At 37.1% G+C, this 16732-nt stretch carries 17 protein-coding genes; 8 read left to right on the top strand and 9 right to left on the bottom strand.

Annotated elements, in window-relative coordinates:
• Positions 1–80: 80 nt before the first annotated feature.
• Positions 81–602, top strand: coding sequence for a shikimate kinase (locus ACY2RT_RS14460; protein ID WP_490156638.1), 522 nt, complete (start codon positions 81–83; stop codon positions 600–602).
• Here ACY2RT_RS14460 and ACY2RT_RS14455 read toward each other — a convergent pair.
• Entirely contained in the window at positions 594–1097 is a 504-nt protein-coding gene (locus ACY2RT_RS14455; RefSeq protein ID WP_490156637.1) for a phosphoribosyltransferase family protein, read from the bottom strand. The genes ACY2RT_RS14460 and ACY2RT_RS14455 overlap by 9 nt on opposite strands.
• Positions 1098–1137: 40 nt before the next feature.
• Positions 1138–1512: an RNA-binding S4 domain-containing protein gene (locus tag ACY2RT_RS14450; protein ID WP_490156636.1), complete on the bottom strand. Its 375-nt coding sequence runs from the start codon at positions 1510–1512 to the stop codon at positions 1138–1140.
• An 80-nt stretch (positions 1513–1592) separates the two neighbouring features.
• Here ACY2RT_RS14450 and ACY2RT_RS14445 point away from each other — a divergent pair, with 80 nt between their 5' ends.
• Complete coding sequence (locus ACY2RT_RS14445; protein WP_490156635.1) at positions 1593–2585, top strand: FKBP-type peptidyl-prolyl cis-trans isomerase; 993 nt, start codon at positions 1593–1595, stop codon at positions 2583–2585.
• A gap of 62 nt (positions 2586–2647) precedes the next feature.
• Here ACY2RT_RS14445 and ACY2RT_RS14440 read toward each other — a convergent pair whose 3' ends face one another.
• Complete coding sequence (locus ACY2RT_RS14440) at positions 2648–3601, bottom strand: transketolase family protein (protein ID WP_490156706.1); 954 nt, start codon at positions 3599–3601, stop codon at positions 2648–2650.
• Positions 3602–3617: 16 nt separating this feature from the next.
• Entirely contained in the window at positions 3618–4463 is an 846-nt protein-coding gene (locus ACY2RT_RS14435) for a transketolase (RefSeq protein ID WP_490156634.1), read from the bottom strand.
• Positions 4464–4671: 208 nt separating this feature from the next.
• Between ACY2RT_RS14435 and tgt the strand changes: the two genes are divergently transcribed.
• From tgt to ACY2RT_RS14405, 6 genes are all read left to right on the top strand, one after another.
• The gene (gene tgt / locus ACY2RT_RS14430; protein ID WP_490156633.1) at positions 4672–5802 is read left to right on the top strand and encodes a tRNA guanosine(34) transglycosylase Tgt; all 1131 of its coding nucleotides are present in this window, start codon (positions 4672–4674) and stop codon (positions 5800–5802) included.
• A gap of 4 nt (positions 5803–5806) precedes the next feature.
• Positions 5807–6886, top strand: a complete 1080-nt coding sequence (locus tag ACY2RT_RS14425) for an LptF/LptG family permease (RefSeq protein WP_490156632.1) — start codon at positions 5807–5809, stop codon at positions 6884–6886.
• A complete protein-coding gene (locus ACY2RT_RS14420) occupies positions 6873–7769 on the top strand; it encodes a DMT family transporter (RefSeq protein WP_490156631.1) in 897 nt (298 codons plus the stop codon). Before ACY2RT_RS14425 ends, ACY2RT_RS14420 begins: the two co-directional genes overlap by 14 nt.
• Positions 7770–7828: 59 nt before the next feature.
• Positions 7829–8782 carry an acetyl-CoA carboxylase carboxyltransferase subunit alpha gene (locus ACY2RT_RS14415; RefSeq protein WP_490156630.1) on the top strand — a complete coding sequence of 318 codons (954 nt, stop codon included), beginning with the start codon at positions 7829–7831 and terminating at the stop codon, positions 8780–8782.
• Between the two features lie 166 nt (positions 8783–8948).
• On the top strand, positions 8949–10502 hold the full coding sequence (gene dnaB / locus ACY2RT_RS14410) for a replicative DNA helicase (RefSeq protein WP_490156629.1): 1554 nt from the start codon (positions 8949–8951) through the stop codon (positions 10500–10502).
• Positions 10503–10570: 68 nt separating this feature from the next.
• A complete protein-coding gene (locus tag ACY2RT_RS14405) occupies positions 10571–11830 on the top strand; it encodes an asparagine synthetase B (protein ID WP_490156628.1) in 1260 nt (419 codons plus the stop codon).
• Here the strand turns inward: ACY2RT_RS14405 and ACY2RT_RS14400 are convergent.
• The 5 genes from ACY2RT_RS14400 to thrS all read right to left on the bottom strand — a co-directional run bounded on the left by ACY2RT_RS14400 (position 11827) and on the right by thrS (position 16161).
• The gene (locus tag ACY2RT_RS14400) at positions 11827–12777 is read right to left on the bottom strand and encodes an OmpA family protein (protein WP_490156627.1); all 951 of its coding nucleotides are present in this window, start codon (positions 12775–12777) and stop codon (positions 11827–11829) included. The two genes, ACY2RT_RS14405 and ACY2RT_RS14400, sit on opposite strands and share 4 nt — an antisense overlap.
• Positions 12778–12904: 127 nt before the next feature.
• Positions 12905–13249, bottom strand: coding sequence for a 50S ribosomal protein L20 (gene rplT, locus ACY2RT_RS14395; RefSeq protein WP_490156626.1), 345 nt, complete (start codon positions 13247–13249; stop codon positions 12905–12907).
• A gap of 118 nt (positions 13250–13367) precedes the next feature.
• Positions 13368–13565 carry a 50S ribosomal protein L35 gene (gene rpmI / locus ACY2RT_RS14390; protein WP_490156625.1) on the bottom strand — a complete coding sequence of 66 codons (198 nt, stop codon included), beginning with the start codon at positions 13563–13565 and terminating at the stop codon, positions 13368–13370.
• 77 nt (positions 13566–13642) lie between these two features.
• Positions 13643–14155: a translation initiation factor IF-3 gene (gene infC, locus ACY2RT_RS14385; RefSeq protein ID WP_490156705.1), complete on the bottom strand. Its 513-nt coding sequence runs from the start codon at positions 14153–14155 to the stop codon at positions 13643–13645.
• A 59-nt stretch (positions 14156–14214) separates the two neighbouring features.
• Positions 14215–16161 (bottom strand): threonine--tRNA ligase, encoded by a 1947-nt coding sequence (gene thrS / locus ACY2RT_RS14380; RefSeq protein WP_490156624.1) that lies wholly within the window; start codon positions 16159–16161, stop codon positions 14215–14217.
• Between the last annotated feature and the right edge of the window lie 571 nt (positions 16162–16732).

Below are 16732 nucleotides of genomic sequence, written 5' to 3'. Positions count from 1 at the left end.
ATTTTTCAAAGCTATTTTAAATTAAATTTGATAAAAAATACGAATTACCCAAACATTAAGGAACTATAGATATTTGTGAAATGAAAATTGTGCTTTTGGGCTATATGGGAAGCGGAAAATCTTCTGTTGGATATGAGCTGGCTTCGGTTTTGAAATTTGGCTTTATTGACTTAGATGCCGAAATTGAAAAAGAAGAAGGAAAGACTATTTCTTCTTTGTTTGCTGATAAAGGAGAAATTTATTTCAGAAAAAAAGAAAGTGAGATTCTAAAAAAAATTACCGGTATCAAAAATAATCTGGTGATCGCTACAGGAGGTGGAACTCCATGCTACGGAGATACTATGCACTATTTAAATGCCCAAAAGGATGTGGTCTCCATTTATTTGAAAACTTCTCTGGAAGTACTTACCGTAAGACTTTTTAGAGAGAGAGATGAAAGACCGCTTATAGCACATTTAAGAACACGGGAAGAGTTAAAGGATTTTATTAGAAAGCATCTTTTTGAACGGGCTCATTATTACAATCAAGCTCAATTTAAAGTAGCAACCAACAGTACTTCTGTTCCGGAAATTGTGGAAGCAATTGTTGTGCAGCTATTCTAGGACTGCCCGGTCATTATTCTTTTCAAAAATAACCGATATATTTTCATTTAAAGAAGTAGATAGCGAGATTCCTTTAAAATCGGCTTTAATAGGATATTTTTTATGATTTCGATCTACTAATACGGCAGTTTTAAATTGCTTTAACGGCACTTCCAGAAAGTGTTTCACACCGTAAATAAGAGTGGTTCCGGAATGTAAAACATCATCTACCAATAAGAGCGATTTATTTTGATAGTCTTTAGGGTCTAAAGATGTTTCTATTGGGTTTGTAGGTTTTTTTTTATCAATGATCACTTCACATAAGATCACTTTAAGAGGCGAAACTTTTTCTACAATGGTTTTCAGTTTTTTAGCCAATAAAAAGCCATTTTCCTTAATTCCTGCAATAATAACTTCCTCTTCGTTTACATTGGTTTCGTAAACCTGATAAGCAATACGCTTTAGTTTGTGATCAATTTGTTTTTTGTCTAAAATAACATTACTTGTTAGTGTCATAAAGAAAAAGTTTTTTCAAAGATAATAAATACGACTGCTTTTAAGATTCATCTGTCCCTGTAAAATCTTCAAGGTCTCTTCGGTCTTTTTTAGTGGGGCGCCCAACTCCCTTTTTGCGGTAATATTCTTTTGAATATTTAAGCAACTCAATTTTTTCAAAAGCTTCTTTTGGAGTAGTATCTTTTCTGTATATATCAACTAGCTTAGCTCCAAGCCTGCTTTCTGGAAGGTCCAAAACCTCAAGAGAATAGTTAATTTGGTTTTTGCGCACCAAAATAGTATCACCCGGATATACATCCCGTGAAGGCTTTACAATATCGTTGTTTACACGTACAGAACCTTTCTTACAGGCATTAGTCGCAATACTTCTGGTTTTAAAATACCGTATACACCATAAATATTTATCAATTCTCATACATTTAACACTAATTCTACGTTAATCTTTAAAACAAAAATAATGGAAAATTGTATCTTGCGCCCACAAAAAAAAGACGAATGAAGAAAGCATATTTTTTACTACCAATTACATTCTTAATACTCTTGGTGGTTGGATCCTGTAAAAAGGATGATGGAGTTGATGTAATTCCACCGCGGGATCGTGGTGAAGAAGCTGTCGATGCTACTGAAGAAATTGAAACGTTTCTGAAAACCCACTTTTACAATTACGAAGAATTTGAGAACCCTCCTGCAAATTTTGATTATGTTATAAAATTTGACAGTCTTATTGGAGATAATGCTACAAAGATACCTTTAATAGATCAGGTGTCAAGTAAGACAGTAAAAGACAGGTTTGATACGGATGTATTATATACCCTTTATTTTCTGAATGTGAGACAGGGTGGAGGAGAGCGAATCAAATTTCCTGATATAGGCACTATGTCTTTTGAAGGAAGATTGTTGGACAATACATTGTTCGATGGATCTGTCCCTTCTGTACGCTTTGACCTAACTGCTATTATCAATGGTTTACAAGATGGACTTGTAGAATTTAATACTGCTGTGGGCGACCCTATAATTAATTCAGATGGAACAGTAGATTATGAAGATTATGGTGTGGGAGCCGTTTTTGTCCCTTCAGGATTGGCTTATTTTTCCAGTCCGCCTCCAGGTATCCCTGTTTATTCTCAGTTGATTTTTGCATTCAAATTATATAATGCTGAAATGGGTGATCAGGACGGTGATGGAATTCCTTCTATTTTAGAAGATTTAAATGGTAATAAACTTGAAGAGGACGACGACACTGACGATGACCTGATTCCTAATTTTGTAGATGTAGATGATGATAACGATGGAAGACTTACAAAGGATGAAATTGAAGAAAACCAATATATTATCGGTCCTGGTGATGAAGATCCAATATTAGCGGCAAACGAAGTTGAAATAAGTAGAGAAGTAGATGATGTGACCGGAAATATTACTATTAATACAGTAACATTTACAGATCAGGATGGTGACGGCACTGCGGATTATTTGGATCCTGATAATTAGAAAAAAACAGATAATAAAAAAGCCCCGCTATATGGGGCTTTTTTATTATAAGACGCTCTCTTTTATTTACGTGCAATTACTTTTAGGGCTGCTTTTACAATGGCTTCGGTATTTAAACCATATTTATTCATTAATTGCTCCGGAGTTCCGGATTCGCCAAAGGTATCTTGTGTAGCTATAAATTCCTGAGGGGTTGGAGCATTTTCTGCCAGAACCCTGGATACACTTTCACCAAGGCCTCCTAAAAAGTTGTGTTCCTCAGCAGTGACAATACATTTGGTTTTACTAACACTGTTTAAAATTGTTTCACTGTCTAAAGGCTTAATCGTATGGATATTGATTACTTCTGCCGAGATACCTTGCTCATTTAAGGTTTCGGCCGCTTGTAGTGCTTCCCATACCAAATGGCCTGTAGCTACAATGGTAACATCATTTCCTTCCTGTAAATGAACAGCCTTGCCTATTTCAAAAGATTGATCTTCGGCAGTGAAATTAGCAACTTTAGGCCTTCCAAAACGGAGGTATACAGGGCCTTTGTGTTCTGCAATAGCAATAGTAGCAGCTTTGGTTTGATTGTAATCACAAGTATTGATCACCGTCATACCCGGTAACATTTTCATTAATCCAATATCCTCCAATATTTGATGCGTTGCACCATCCTCCCCCAGAGTAAGCCCAGCATGAGAGGCACAGATCTTCACATTTTTATGGCTATAGGCAATACTTTGCCGTATTTGATCGTAAACCCTTCCTGTAGAGAAATTGGCGAATGTTCCTGTAAAAGGAATTTTTCCTCCAATGGTCATTCCGGCAGCAATTCCCATCATATTTGCTTCAGCGATCCCTACCTGAAAAAAACGTTCCGGATGGTTCTCTTTAAATTCATCCATCTTCAAAGAGCCGGTTAGGTCTGCGCAAAGAGCAACAATATCCTCATTCGTTTTTCCAAGTTCGGTGAGCCCTGCTCCAAAACCGGAACGGGTGTCTTTTTTACCGCTGTCTGTATATTTTTTCATTGTGGTCATTTCAGTTTTAATAATCTCCAATAGTTTCAGGGTTTTGTGCTAAGCCAATTTCCAATTGTTCGTCATTAGGAGCTTTTCCGTGCCAGGCGTGTGTATACATCATAAAGTCTACACCATTTCCCATAACAGTATGTAATAGCACACAAATAGGTTTGCCGTTTTTGGCTCTGGATTTTGCAGTTTTCATTCCCTCAATAATGGCTTCGAGATCATTTCCTTTTTCAATTTCAAGAACATCCCAGCCAAAAGCTTCAAATTTAGCTTTTACATTTCCCATGGGGAGTACATTATCGGTAGATCCGTCAATTTGTTGTCCGTTAAGATCAACCGTTACAATGAGATTATCGATCTTATTGGCAGCAGCATACATAACAGCTTCCCAATTCTGGCCTTCCTGTAATTCTCCATCTCCGCATAGTGTGTAGATAAGATGTGGGTCATTATTGAGCTTTTTTGCTTCTGCAGCTCCAATGGAAACTGAAATACCCTGCCCTAAAGAACCGGAAGCTACACGTACGCCCGGTAATCCCTCATGTGTGGTAGGATGTCCCTGCAAACGTGAATTCAGCAAGCGAAATGTGTTTAGTTCATCTACGGGAAAATAACCTGAACGTGCTAAAACACTATAGAAAACCGGAGAAATATGACCGTTTGACAAGAAGAAGATGTCTTCATCAATACCATCCATATGAAACCCTTCTTTACGATCCATAAGTTCTTGAAAAAGAACTACAAAAAACTCTGCACAACCCAAAGAACCACCTGGGTGCCCCGAGTTTACTTTATGAACCTGTCTTAGAATGTCCCTGCGAACCTGTATTACTAAATCATTGAGATAATTAAGATCTGGCATATCGAATTGTAAATTTTAAGTCTCAAAAGTAAGTGATTAAAAAAGGGAGTACAAGCTGAAATAGGAGCAGTTATTAACGATTTTTGGGTTTTAGTTAACAGTATGGTTTATTTTCTGAGAAAGTAAAAAAAGGAGGTTTCTATTTCTGAAGAAACACGGTTGAAACTCACAAATCATTTTATCTTTGCAATTCTGTTAAAAATTGCAAATGCATTTCAAATTAGAAACTAAAGATACTAATAGCCAAGCCAGAGCCGGAACGATTACGCTCGATCACGGTACAGTGGAAACTCCAATATTTATGCCGGTAGGTACTGTTGGAACAGTAAAAGGTGTACACCAGCGAGAATTGGAAGAGGATATCAACCCGGATATTATTTTAGGAAATACATACCATCTATACTTACGGCCACAAGTAGCTATTTTAGAAAAAGCGGGTGGGCTGCATAAGTTTATGAATTGGGATCGAAATATCCTCACGGATAGTGGCGGCTATCAAGTATATTCACTTTCTGCAAATCGAAAAATAAAAGAAGAAGGCGTAAAATTTAAATCACATATTGACGGAAGTTTTCATGTTTTTACTCCGGAAAATGTAATGGAGATTCAGCGTAGTATAGGAGCAGATATCATTATGGCTTTTGACGAATGTACACCCTATCCCTGTGATTATAATTATGCAAAAAGGTCAATGCATATGACGCATCGTTGGTTGGACCGATGTATCAACCATCTGGAAAAAATACCTTACAAATACGATTACAAACAGTCATTTTTCCCTATTGTACAAGGAAGTACTTATAAAGACCTTAGAAAACAATCTGCAGAATATATAACTTCGGTAGGAGCAGAGGGAAATGCCATTGGGGGGCTTTCAGTTGGAGAGCCTGCTGAAGAAATGTATGAAATGACGGCGGTCGTTACGGAAATACTTCCACAGGATAAACCACGTTATCTAATGGGCGTGGGTACACCTATTAATATTTTGGAAAATATCGCTTTAGGAATCGATATGTTTGATTGTGTAATGCCTACAAGAAATGGCCGTAACGGAATGTTATTTACAGTTCATGGAACCATCAATATCAAAAATAAAAAGTGGTCAGCAGATTTTTCGCCAATTGATGAAATGGGTATTACCTGGGTAGATACGGCTTACAGTAAAGCTTATTTACGACATCTCTTTACTGTTAATGAAATGTTGGGAAGGCAAATTGCCACCATCCATAATCTTGGATTTTATCTATGGTTGGTTCGTGAAGCGAGAAAACATATCTTAGCGGGAGACTTTGTCTCCTGGAAAAAAACTATGGTCGAACAAATGGACAAACGCCTGTAACCTCATGCTTAGCATTCTCGATAGATATATTTTAAAAAAGTACCTGGGGACCTTTATCCTTTTGTTGCTTCTTTTTATACCTATTGGGATTACTGTAAATCTTGCTGAAAAGATAGATAAGATTTTAGCAAACGAAGTTCCTTTCTTCGAAGTTGCCGTTTACTATCTGGACTTTACTATATACTTCGCCAATTTATTATTTCCTTTATTCCTGTTCTTGTCTGTAATCTGGTTTACTTCAAAATTGGCAAATAATACAGAAGTGATTGCATTTTTAAGTAGTGGAGTTTCCTATTATCGTTTCTTACGCCCCTATATGATAGGTGCTACTATTGTTTGTATAGGCGCATTGATTTTAGGAATGTATCTCGCACCAATGGCAAGTAAGGGTTTTAATGAGTTTACATTTCAGTATTTAAAAAATAACAAAAAGGACAGGCAACAAAATAATGTTTACAGACAGATCAATGACAACGATTATATTTATGTGAGTTATTTTAATGTGAAAGAAAAATCCGGGAATAATTTCACTCTGGAGCATTTTGAAGGAAATAAAATGACATATAAATTAGCCGCCAGCCGTATTAAATTTAATGAAAAGGATAGCAGTTATACACTATATAATTATACCAAACGAATTATTGGCGAGCACGAAGACATCTTACAAACTGAAACTAAGTTAGATACAACTTTTACCTTCGAACTGGAGGACCTTACACCTGTAGAATATATTGCCGAGACTCTAAACTTTACAGAACTTAATTCATTTATAGAGCGAGAAAAAGAAAGAGGCTCCACATATATTAACCGCTATGAAGTAGTGCGTTACAAAAGATGGAGTTTACCTGTTTCTGCTTATATTCTAACGATCATTGCAGTGGCAGTATCCTCTATGAAACGCCGTGGCGGAATGGGGGTAAATCTGGCAATAGGAATAGGAATTGGAATGGTATTCATCTTTTTTGATAAAATTTTCGGGACCATGGCAGAGCAAAGTAGTTTCTCACCATTCGTTGCTACGTGGTTTCCTAACATTATCTTTGGTATTTTAGCAATTTACTTGCTTCGAAATGCAAAACGATAAACTTTTAAATTACTTTCATTTACATTTTATAATCTTCATTTGGGGATTTACAGCAGTATTGGGAGCTCTTATTTCCATAGGTGCAATTCCGTTAGTATGGTATAGAATGTTATTGGCTTCCGGGTTTATTTACTTGTTTGTTAAATTCAGAAAGATCGATCTTCGGTTTCCATATAGGGTATTAGCAGGTTTTTTTCTGGCAGGATTGATCATTGCCTTACACTGGCTCGCTTTTTTTGGAGCAATTAAAGTTTCAAACGTTTCTGTTACATTGGCGATCATGTCTACCGGGGCATTTTTCACTTCCTTGCTGGAGCCACTTTTGTACAGGCGCAGAATTATAGGGTATGAAGTTTTATTTGGCCTTATTGTAGTGGTAGGACTATACATTATATTTAAAGTAGAAAGTGAATATATCTGGGGAATCGTATTAGCATTAGTCTCTTCCTTTTTAGGAGCTTTGTTTTCGGTCATTAACGGAAGATTTGCCATAAGATATAATGCTTCGGCAATTTCTTTTTATGAATTGTTATTCGGAATGCTATGTATTACTGTGTATTTGGCCTTCAGCGGAAGTTTTACAACTTCTTTTTTTAAACTTTCTGTAGACGACTGGACTTTTCTATTGCTACTTGCTACCATATGTACGGGCTATGCATTTATAGCTTCCGTACACGTAATGAAATGGATCAGTCCCTATACTGTAATGCTTACCATTAACCTGGAACCGGTCTACGGAATTATTTTGGCATTATTGATTCTGGGAGATTCAGAAAATATGAGTCCTCAATTTTATTATGGTGCCGCAATTATATTGATAACAGTCATTATCAATGGAATTATTAAAATGAAGATGGAAAGAAAAAAGAGGGTGATTAAGTAATACCTAACAACAAAATTTTATCTTTGTAGGCTAAGCAAAAAAACTTCAAGGAATTATCTATGGAATATCTTGATTTTGAATTACCCATAAAAGAATTACAGGAGCAATACGAAAAAGCTTGCCAGATTGGTGAAGAGAGTGATGTGGATGTATCCAATACCTGTAAACAAATTGAGAAGAAACTCAACGAGACCAAAAAAGAAATATATAAGACTTTAACACCATGGCAACGTGTTCAGTTGTCCCGTCACCCTAATCGTCCCTATACAATGGATTATATCAATGCCATTTGTGGGGATTCCTTTTTAGAATTACACGGCGATCGAAATTTTAAGGATGACAAAGCAATGGTGGGCGGACTTGGTAAAATAGGTGACCAAAGCTATATGTTCATTGGGCAGCAAAAAGGATATAATACGAAGACCCGTCAATACCGAAATTTTGGAATGGCTAATCCCGAGGGATATCGTAAGGCATTGCGTTTGATGAAATCTGCTGAAAAATTTGGTGTTCCGGTTGTTAGTTTGATAGATACACCAGGAGCTTTTCCAGGCCTGGAAGCCGAGGAACGGGGACAAGGGGAAGCTATAGCCCGAAACATATTGGAAATGACTCGCCTAAAAGTGCCTATTATAGTTGTTATCATTGGAGAAGGTGCCAGTGGAGGTGCATTAGGTATAGGAGTAGGAGATAAAGTATTGATGTTGGAAAATACTTGGTATTCTGTTATTTCTCCTGAAAGCTGCTCTTCTATCCTTTGGAGAAGTTGGGAGTTTAAGGAACAGGCTGCAGAAGCTTTAAAACTTACGGCCACGGATATGAAAAAGCTATCGCTTATAGACCAAATTGTAAAAGAACCTCTTGGAGGAGCACATAGTGATAGAGAAAAAACCTTTATCACGGTTGCAAATGCAATTGATAAAGTTTATTCTGAATTAAAAGACTTATCACCAAAAGATCTGGTGGAAAAACGCATGGATAAATATTCGGAAATGGGAGTTTATAAATCCTGATTTCAGTAATACCAACACTTTCAAAAAACCGAAGTATTTTCTTCGGTTTTTTTCGTATCTTATTAACAATAAATTAAAGTTTTCAACAGTTGTTTTGTTAATGAACAGTGAACATAGAAATTAAAATATTTACTGCTCCTCTTAACATTTTATTTACATTCGCTCAATGGAAAAACTGAAACCTCACACTTCATATTCTGCGCGTCCAGCGCAGGTTATTTCGCTCGAAAAGGGAAAGCTTCCTCCTCAAGCTATTGATTTAGAGGAAGTTGTGCTTGGAGCAATGATGATTGACAAAAAAGGGGTAGATGAGGTTATCGATATTCTCCATGCCGAAGTCTTCTACAAAGAAGCACACCAGCATATTTTTGAAGCCATCCATACACTTTTTGAAAATAGTGAGCCTGTAGACTTATTAACCGTTTCAGCACAGTTAAAGAAGGACGTAAAGCTAGAGATAGTGGGAGGCGAGTTTTATTTGGTGCAATTAACGCAAAAAGTGTCCTCTTCTGCACACATTGAGTTTCACGCACGCATCATTCTTCAAAAGTATATTCAGAGAAGTTTGATAAAGATTTCAAATGAGATCATTGAAGATTCGTATGATGAAACTACAGATGTTTTTGACCTGTTGGACAATGCCGAAGCAAAATTATACGAGATTACCCAGGGAAATATCAAACGCTCTTCAGAAACGGCACAAAGCCTTGTAATTCAGGCAAAAAAGCGTATTGAAGATATCGCTAATAAAGAAGGACTTTCCGGAATACCTTCCGGATTTACCAAAGTTGATAAATTAACTTCCGGATGGCAACCCAGTGATCTGGTTATTATTGCGGCACGTCCCGGTATGGGTAAAACAGCACTAACGCTTTCCATGGCTAGAAATATAGCAGTGGAGCATGGTATCCCAGTCGCATTTTTCTCATTAGAGATGTCATCGGTGCAATTGATTACCCGGTTGATCTCTTCGGAAACGGGCCTTAGTTCTGAAAAATTACGTACCGGAAACCTGGAAAAACACGAATGGGAACAACTCAATGTAAAAGTGAAAGGCTTAGAAAAAGCACCTCTTTTCATTGATGATACTCCTTCACTTTCCATTTTCGACCTTAGAGCCAAAGCACGCCGGTTATCTTCACAACACGGAATCAAATTAATTATGGTGGATTACCTGCAATTAATGACTGCAGGTGGTAGTCAAAAAGGAGGAAACCGTGAGCAGGAGATATCTACTATTTCCCGAAATCTGAAAGCGCTCGCAAAAGAATTGAATGTGCCCGTAATTGCGTTGTCACAGTTATCACGTGCCGTAGAAACACGTGGAGGAAGTAAACGTCCGTTACTGTCAGACCTTCGTGAATCCGGGGCAATTGAACAGGATGCAGATATTGTATCGTTCATTTACCGCCCCGAATACTACAAAATTGAAGAATGGGACGATGAGGAACGTACCCCAACAGCAGGCCAGGCTGAATTTATTGTGGCTAAACACCGTAATGGTGGATTGGATGAAATTAAATTGAAATTTGTTGGACATCTGGGAAGGTTCGAAAACCTGGAAACATTTGATTTCCCAACCGAAATCCATTCCCGGATGAACGATGCAGCCAATGACGATACATTTAAAACAGATCATTTGGCATCACCAGGAGAAGCTTTTGGAAGCTCAATGAACGATGATCTTTCACCCGATGACGACAATGATGTCCCGTTTTAAAATGCTATTTTTCAGTTAAAATAATTCAGATTCAAATTTGGCTCAAAATTTGTCGTTATATTAGCACTATGACGAGAATTGTTCCTATTCTATTACTACTATTTCTTTCATTACAGGCCTCAGCTTCCTATATTTTAATACCTATGGATGCCGAAGGACAGAAAGAACATTTAAAGGCCTATGGCATTACCTATTGGACCTTAGAACGGCAGGTAAAAGTGAAATGGTTATTGAATTATCGGGGAGGCTCTTTTTTGTTGCCCGATTCTGAAGATATTAGAAAAGAATGTCAGATACGCGGAGTTTCTTTTGAAATCCTTTCCGATGCAAAGACAGAACAGATCTTAACAGAGATAAGTAGCCCCTCACAGAATATGGAAGCGGTTTCTTTGGAAAAAGCTCCCAGAATTGCCGTGTATTCACCAAAAGGAAATCAACCTTGGGATGACGCAGTAACAATGGTACTTACCTATGCCGAAATTCCCTATGAAATAATATACGATGAAGAAGTGATGGGTGACCAATTGATATTGTACGATTGGCTGCATTTGCATCATGAAGATTTTACCGGGCAATATGGAAAATTTTATCGCGCTTACCGTGCAGCACCTTGGTATATTGAAGAAAAGAGAAAAGCAGAAGCTTTAGCTGCCAAAATGGGGTATAATAAAGTTTCCGAAGCAAAAGGAGATGTAGCCTTGAAAATAAGAGATTATGTTATAGGAGGAGGTTTTATGTTTGCCATGTGTAGTGCAACCGATAGTTTTGATATATCATTAGCAGCAGAAGGGGTTGATATTTGTGAGCCTATGTTTGACGGTGACCCAAGCGAACCCGGATACCAGAGTAAAATAGATTATAACAGGACCTTTGCATTTAAAAATTTTACCTTGGAACGTAGCCCGATGGTATATGAATTTTCGTCTATCGATATGACAATGAAAAGAAGAATTGCTAAGGAAACAGATTATTTTTCATTGATGGATTACTCGGCAAAGTGGGATCCTATCCCTTGTATGCTGGTGCAGAATCATACGGCGCTCGTAAAAGGATTTATGGGACAGACCACATCTTACGATAGAGATCAGGTTAAATCTAATGTACTGGTCATGGGCGAAAATAAAACCAACGGAGAAGCCCGTTATATTCACGGTATCAAAGGAAAAGGATTTTTCACCTTTTACGGAGGGCATGACCCGGAAGATTATCAGCATAGAGTAGGGGATGCCAAAACCGAATTGGCACTGCATCCTAATTCACCGGGATATCGTTTGATCTTAAATAATGTATTGTTTCCTGCTGCCAAAAAGAAAAAGCAGAAGACCTAATATTTATCGGGAAGCTTTTTAAAATAGTCCTTAGGGGGTAAAACGGTAATTTCTACCCTTCTATTGATCTGCTTGTTCTCCGGAGTATCATTGGCTACTCTGGGCTTACTTTCCCCTAATGCCCTGATCTCATAATCATATAGGGCTTCATAGCCTAACAACGCCCGTATTCTATCTATTACTGTATAACATCTGTTTTCAGAAAGCTTTAGATTGTAATCGTCATCACCATCACTATCAGTATGACCTTCTACCAAAATGGTAGCTTTATCCACTTGCTGAATTGTTTTGGCAAGTGTATCCAGAGTTTTGTTGGCAGATTCTTTCAAAGTGTATTCTGCCACATCAAAGAGTACATCTGTATTAATTGTTAGTTTGATAACACTGTTAATTGCACCAATGGCATCAATATCGGCTCCGGCACTTTTGCTTTTACATAGGTCTTTAAGGTCAGTGATACGTAGATAATAAAATACGGTTTCAGTATCAATATTTTCATCACTCAGATCAATGAACGATTTCCCCCCTGCAATTTTTCCGGCATAGATCCAGTCGGTTCCGTTTTGTGAGATCTCTATTTTTGCAGCTTCACGGGAAGGACCTACTTCAAAAACGTAGATGTCATCGCCTTTTAAATTCATAAAACCATTGTCTGTAAATGCTACTGTCAGACTGCCTTTACAACCTAAGGATAAAAAATTAGGAATCTTGTAACGAGTATAATCGGGTTCATAAAGGCATTGTTGGCTATCTCTGTATTTTTCAATAGGAGGTGGGTCACCTAATCTAAAGTCAACAACACTGTCTGCAAAAGAAATTTTTCCTAAAGGGAGATAGATAGATTCGTATCTGTCAATTCTATATAATTTTCCTGTTCCGGTTTGAGCAAAAAGGAGATTTCCAAAAACCGAACTCACAAAAACTATAAAAAATGCCCAGGATCTCATTTAAAATATTTTAACTAAGATAAGTAATCTTTAACTTACAAATGTAAAGACCACTATCCGGAAGTAATAAAATAAAAAACCCCACTCGATTAGAGTGGGGTTTTAAGCGAAGTAAGTATTATTTGTCTTATTTAACTTTGTCTACAATAGCTTTAAAAGCTTCAGGATGATTCATAGCCAGGTCGGCAAGAACCTTACGGTTCAATTCGATATCATTAGCTTTTAATTTACCCATAAACTGAGAATAAGACATTCCATGCTGGCGTGCTCCTGCATTAATACGGGTAATCCATAAGGATCTAAAGTTTCTCTTTTTTGTGCGACGGTCTCTGTATGAATACGACATCGCTTTTTCAACAGCGTTCTTAGCGACTGTCCATACATTTTTACGTCTTCCAAAGTAACCTTTGGCTTGCTTCATCACCTTTTTTCTTCTGGCTCTGGAAGCAACTGAATTTACTGATCTTGGCATAATTTAATTGTTTTTTGTAGCAGGCGGTCTTTAAAACAGACACTTGATAGATCTTAAATATCTAAGATCTTTTGGGCCATACTCCAGGGTTATTGATTTGTTTTAACCGGTTAAACGATTACTTCAATCGAAGCATCTGTTTAACATTACTTTCATCGGCCTTGTGCACAACAGTGTCGTGGGTCAATGCAAGCTTACGTTTTTTGGTCTTCTTTGTTAAGATATGACTTTTAAACGCATGCTTTCTCTTAATTTTACCGGTACCGGTAAGCTTAAAACGCTTTTTGGCACTGGATTTTGTTTTTTGTTTCGGCATGTTTCCTACTTTTTATTTATTACTTCACTCGTTCTCAAAAGCCTATAGCAAAGGAGAATTTATTTTAATTTGATTAATTATTTCTTTTTAGGAGCTATGAACATGATCATTCGTTTTCCTTCTAATTTTGGCATTTGCTCCACCTTGCCATAGTCTTCCAGTTCCTGAGCTAGTTTCAATAATAGAATCTCACCCTGATCCTTGTATATAATAGAACGCCCTTTAAAGAAAACATATGCTTTTAACTTAGCACCGTCTTTCAAAAATTTCTCGGCGTGCTTCTTTTTAAATTGATAATCGTGATCGTCTGTATTGGGGCCAAATCTAATCTCTTTAATGATCACTTTTGTAGCCTTAGACTTCAATGCCTTCTCACGCTTCTTTTGCTCGTAAACAAATTTTTTATAGTCAATAACTTTACAAACCGGAGGTTTTGCATTAGGAGAAATTTCAACAAGATCTAATTCCAGATCATCGGCAATTTCCAAAGCCTTACTAAGAGGGTATACACCAACCTCTACATTGTCTCCTACAAGACGCACTTCTTCGGCACGAATCTTTCTATTGATCTTGTGCTGATCTTCTTTAATAACCCTTGCCGGGCCTCTACTCCTTTTTCTACGTATTGCTATGACTAAACTTTTTTATGTTAAACGTTAAACTCTACTGAGTTCTTTTTTATTTCTTCATTTACTAATTCTGAAAAGGCGGAAACACTCATTGAACCTAAATCTCCTTCACTGTGTTTTCTTACAGAAACTGTACCGTCTTTTTCTTCTTGTTCTCCTATTATCAACATATACGGAAGTTTGTTCATTTCGGCCTCCCGTATCTTCTTTCCAATAGTTTCATTCCTATTGTCCACAAGGGCGCGAATTTCGTCATTTTCAAGCAAATTTAAAACTTTTTGAGCGTATTTTTCATATTTTTCGCTAAGTGATAAAATTCCAACCTGTTCCGGCATTAACCAAAGAGGGAAATTACCACCCGTATGTTCAAGTAAAATTGCTACAAAACGCTCCATACTTCCAAAGGGAGCACGATGGATCATTATTGGGCGGTGCATCTCATTATCACTACCTTTATACTCTAATTCAAATCTTTCAGGAAGGTTGTAATCAACCTGGATCGTTCCTAATTGCCAGCTCCTTCCCAAGGCATCTTTTACCATAAAATCCAACTTAGGCCCATAGAATGCAGCTTCACCAGATTCCACCACATAATCTAAGCCTTTATCTTGAACCGCAGAAAGAATTGCATTTTCTGCTTTTTCCCAATTTTCAAGATTTCCAATATACTTTTCCGGTTTTTCCATATCTCTTAAAGAAACCTGCGTAGTAAAATTTTCAAAACCTAATGAGCCAAATACATATAAAACCAGATCGATTACTTTTTTAAATTCTTCATCTAATTGATCAGGTGTGCAAAAAATATGCGCATCGTCTTGTGTAAAACCACGTACACGTGTTAGTCCATGCAGTTCTCCACTTTGTTCATAGCGATATACAGTTCCAAACTCGGCAAAACGTTTTGGGAGGTCTTTATAGGACCAAGGTCTGCTTTTGTACATTTCACAATGGTGCGGACAGTTCATGGGCTTCAGTAAAAACTCCTCATCTTCACTTGGAGTGTGAATAGGTTGGAAACTATCTTCTCCATATTTAGCATAATGACCAGAAGTAACATACAATTCCTTTTGCCCTATATGCGGTGAAATCACCATTTCATAACCTGCTTTTTTCTGTGCCTTCTTAAGAAAATTTTCTAATCGTTCACGTAAAGCAGCACCTTTAGGGAGCCATAAGGGCAAACCCTGACCTACTTTTTGGGAGAAAGTGAAAAGATCCAGTTCTTTTCCTAATTTTCTGTGGTCCCGTTTTTTTGCTTCTTCAAGCAATGCGAGATATTCCATAAGTTCTTTTTGCTTCGGAAAACTAACACCATAAATACGTGTTAACTGTTTGTTATTTTCATCACCGCGCCAATACGCACCGGCAATACTCATTAATTTTATAGCTTTTACGATTCCGGTATTAGGTACATGCCCTCCACGGCATAAGTCCGTAAAGGTGTCATGGTCACAAAAAGTAATTGTACTGTCTTTCAGATTTTCAATAAGTTCAACCTTATATTCATTGCCTTGCTTTTTATAAAAGTCAAGAGCTTCGGCCTTTGTGGCCTCCCTCATATGGAACTCATGTTTTCCACGTGCAATCTCCAGCATTTTATTTTCTATAGCAGGTAGGTCCTTCTCCGAAATTGTTTCCATTCCAAAATCCACATCGTAATAAAAACCGTTTTCAATTGCCGGGCCGATAGTCAGTTTTATCCCCGGATATAATTGCTCCAAAGCCTGAGCTAAAATATGTGCAGAAGAATGCCAGAAAGCCTTTTTACCTTCATCATTCTTCCAGGTATATAATACCAGGCTACCATCTTGATTCAACGGTGTACCTGCCTCTACGGTTTCATCATTAAACGAAGCCGAAATCACATTACGTGCCAGTCCTTCGCTAATACTTTTTGCAACGTCCATTGGAGTAACACCTGCATCAAATTTCTTTACACTTCCATCTGGTAAAGTAATCGCTATCATAAGATAAAAATTTAAGCCGCAAAGATACTACGAGTTTATACGTTTTACAATAATCAAAATAAGTATTCTCTTTTCTTTTTTTTATGTCGTGTTATTAGCAGTGAATCTATTGTTTTAGGGCGCTCCATCTTTGCTAAAGGCAAAGAATGGCGGGCTTTCGCAACTCGCTTTCCCCAAGTTTAAAACTTGGGGAAGAGCTTACACAAAATACTCAATCCCTAGCGCAAATAAAAAATAGTATATATATTAAGGTATAAAGTGGGTCTCAAAATTATTTTTAAGGTAAGTGTTCGCGTTTCAAAGCTTTACCAAATTAAAGTAAAAAAGATTCGAAAAAAGTAATGTTTAAATTTGCGCAAATCAAAAAGCAAATTATCTTTGCACCCGCTTTAAAGAACAAAATAGTTTTCTAAAAAAGCAGCAAATCCAACGGTCTGAAATTTTATTAAAAATTTATTTTTAAAAAGCATTGCAGGTTAAAAAAACTGTTGTACATTTGCACCCGCTAAAACGGTCATAGATGGTTTGTTTTAGTTTTAAATAGTACTAAGTTCATTGAGATATTGAAATT

This window comes from Ulvibacter sp. 2210JD10-4 (assembly GCF_058148525.1).
Note: the sequence above shows the minus strand (reverse complement) of the source record. Positions and strands in the feature narration are given on the sequence as shown.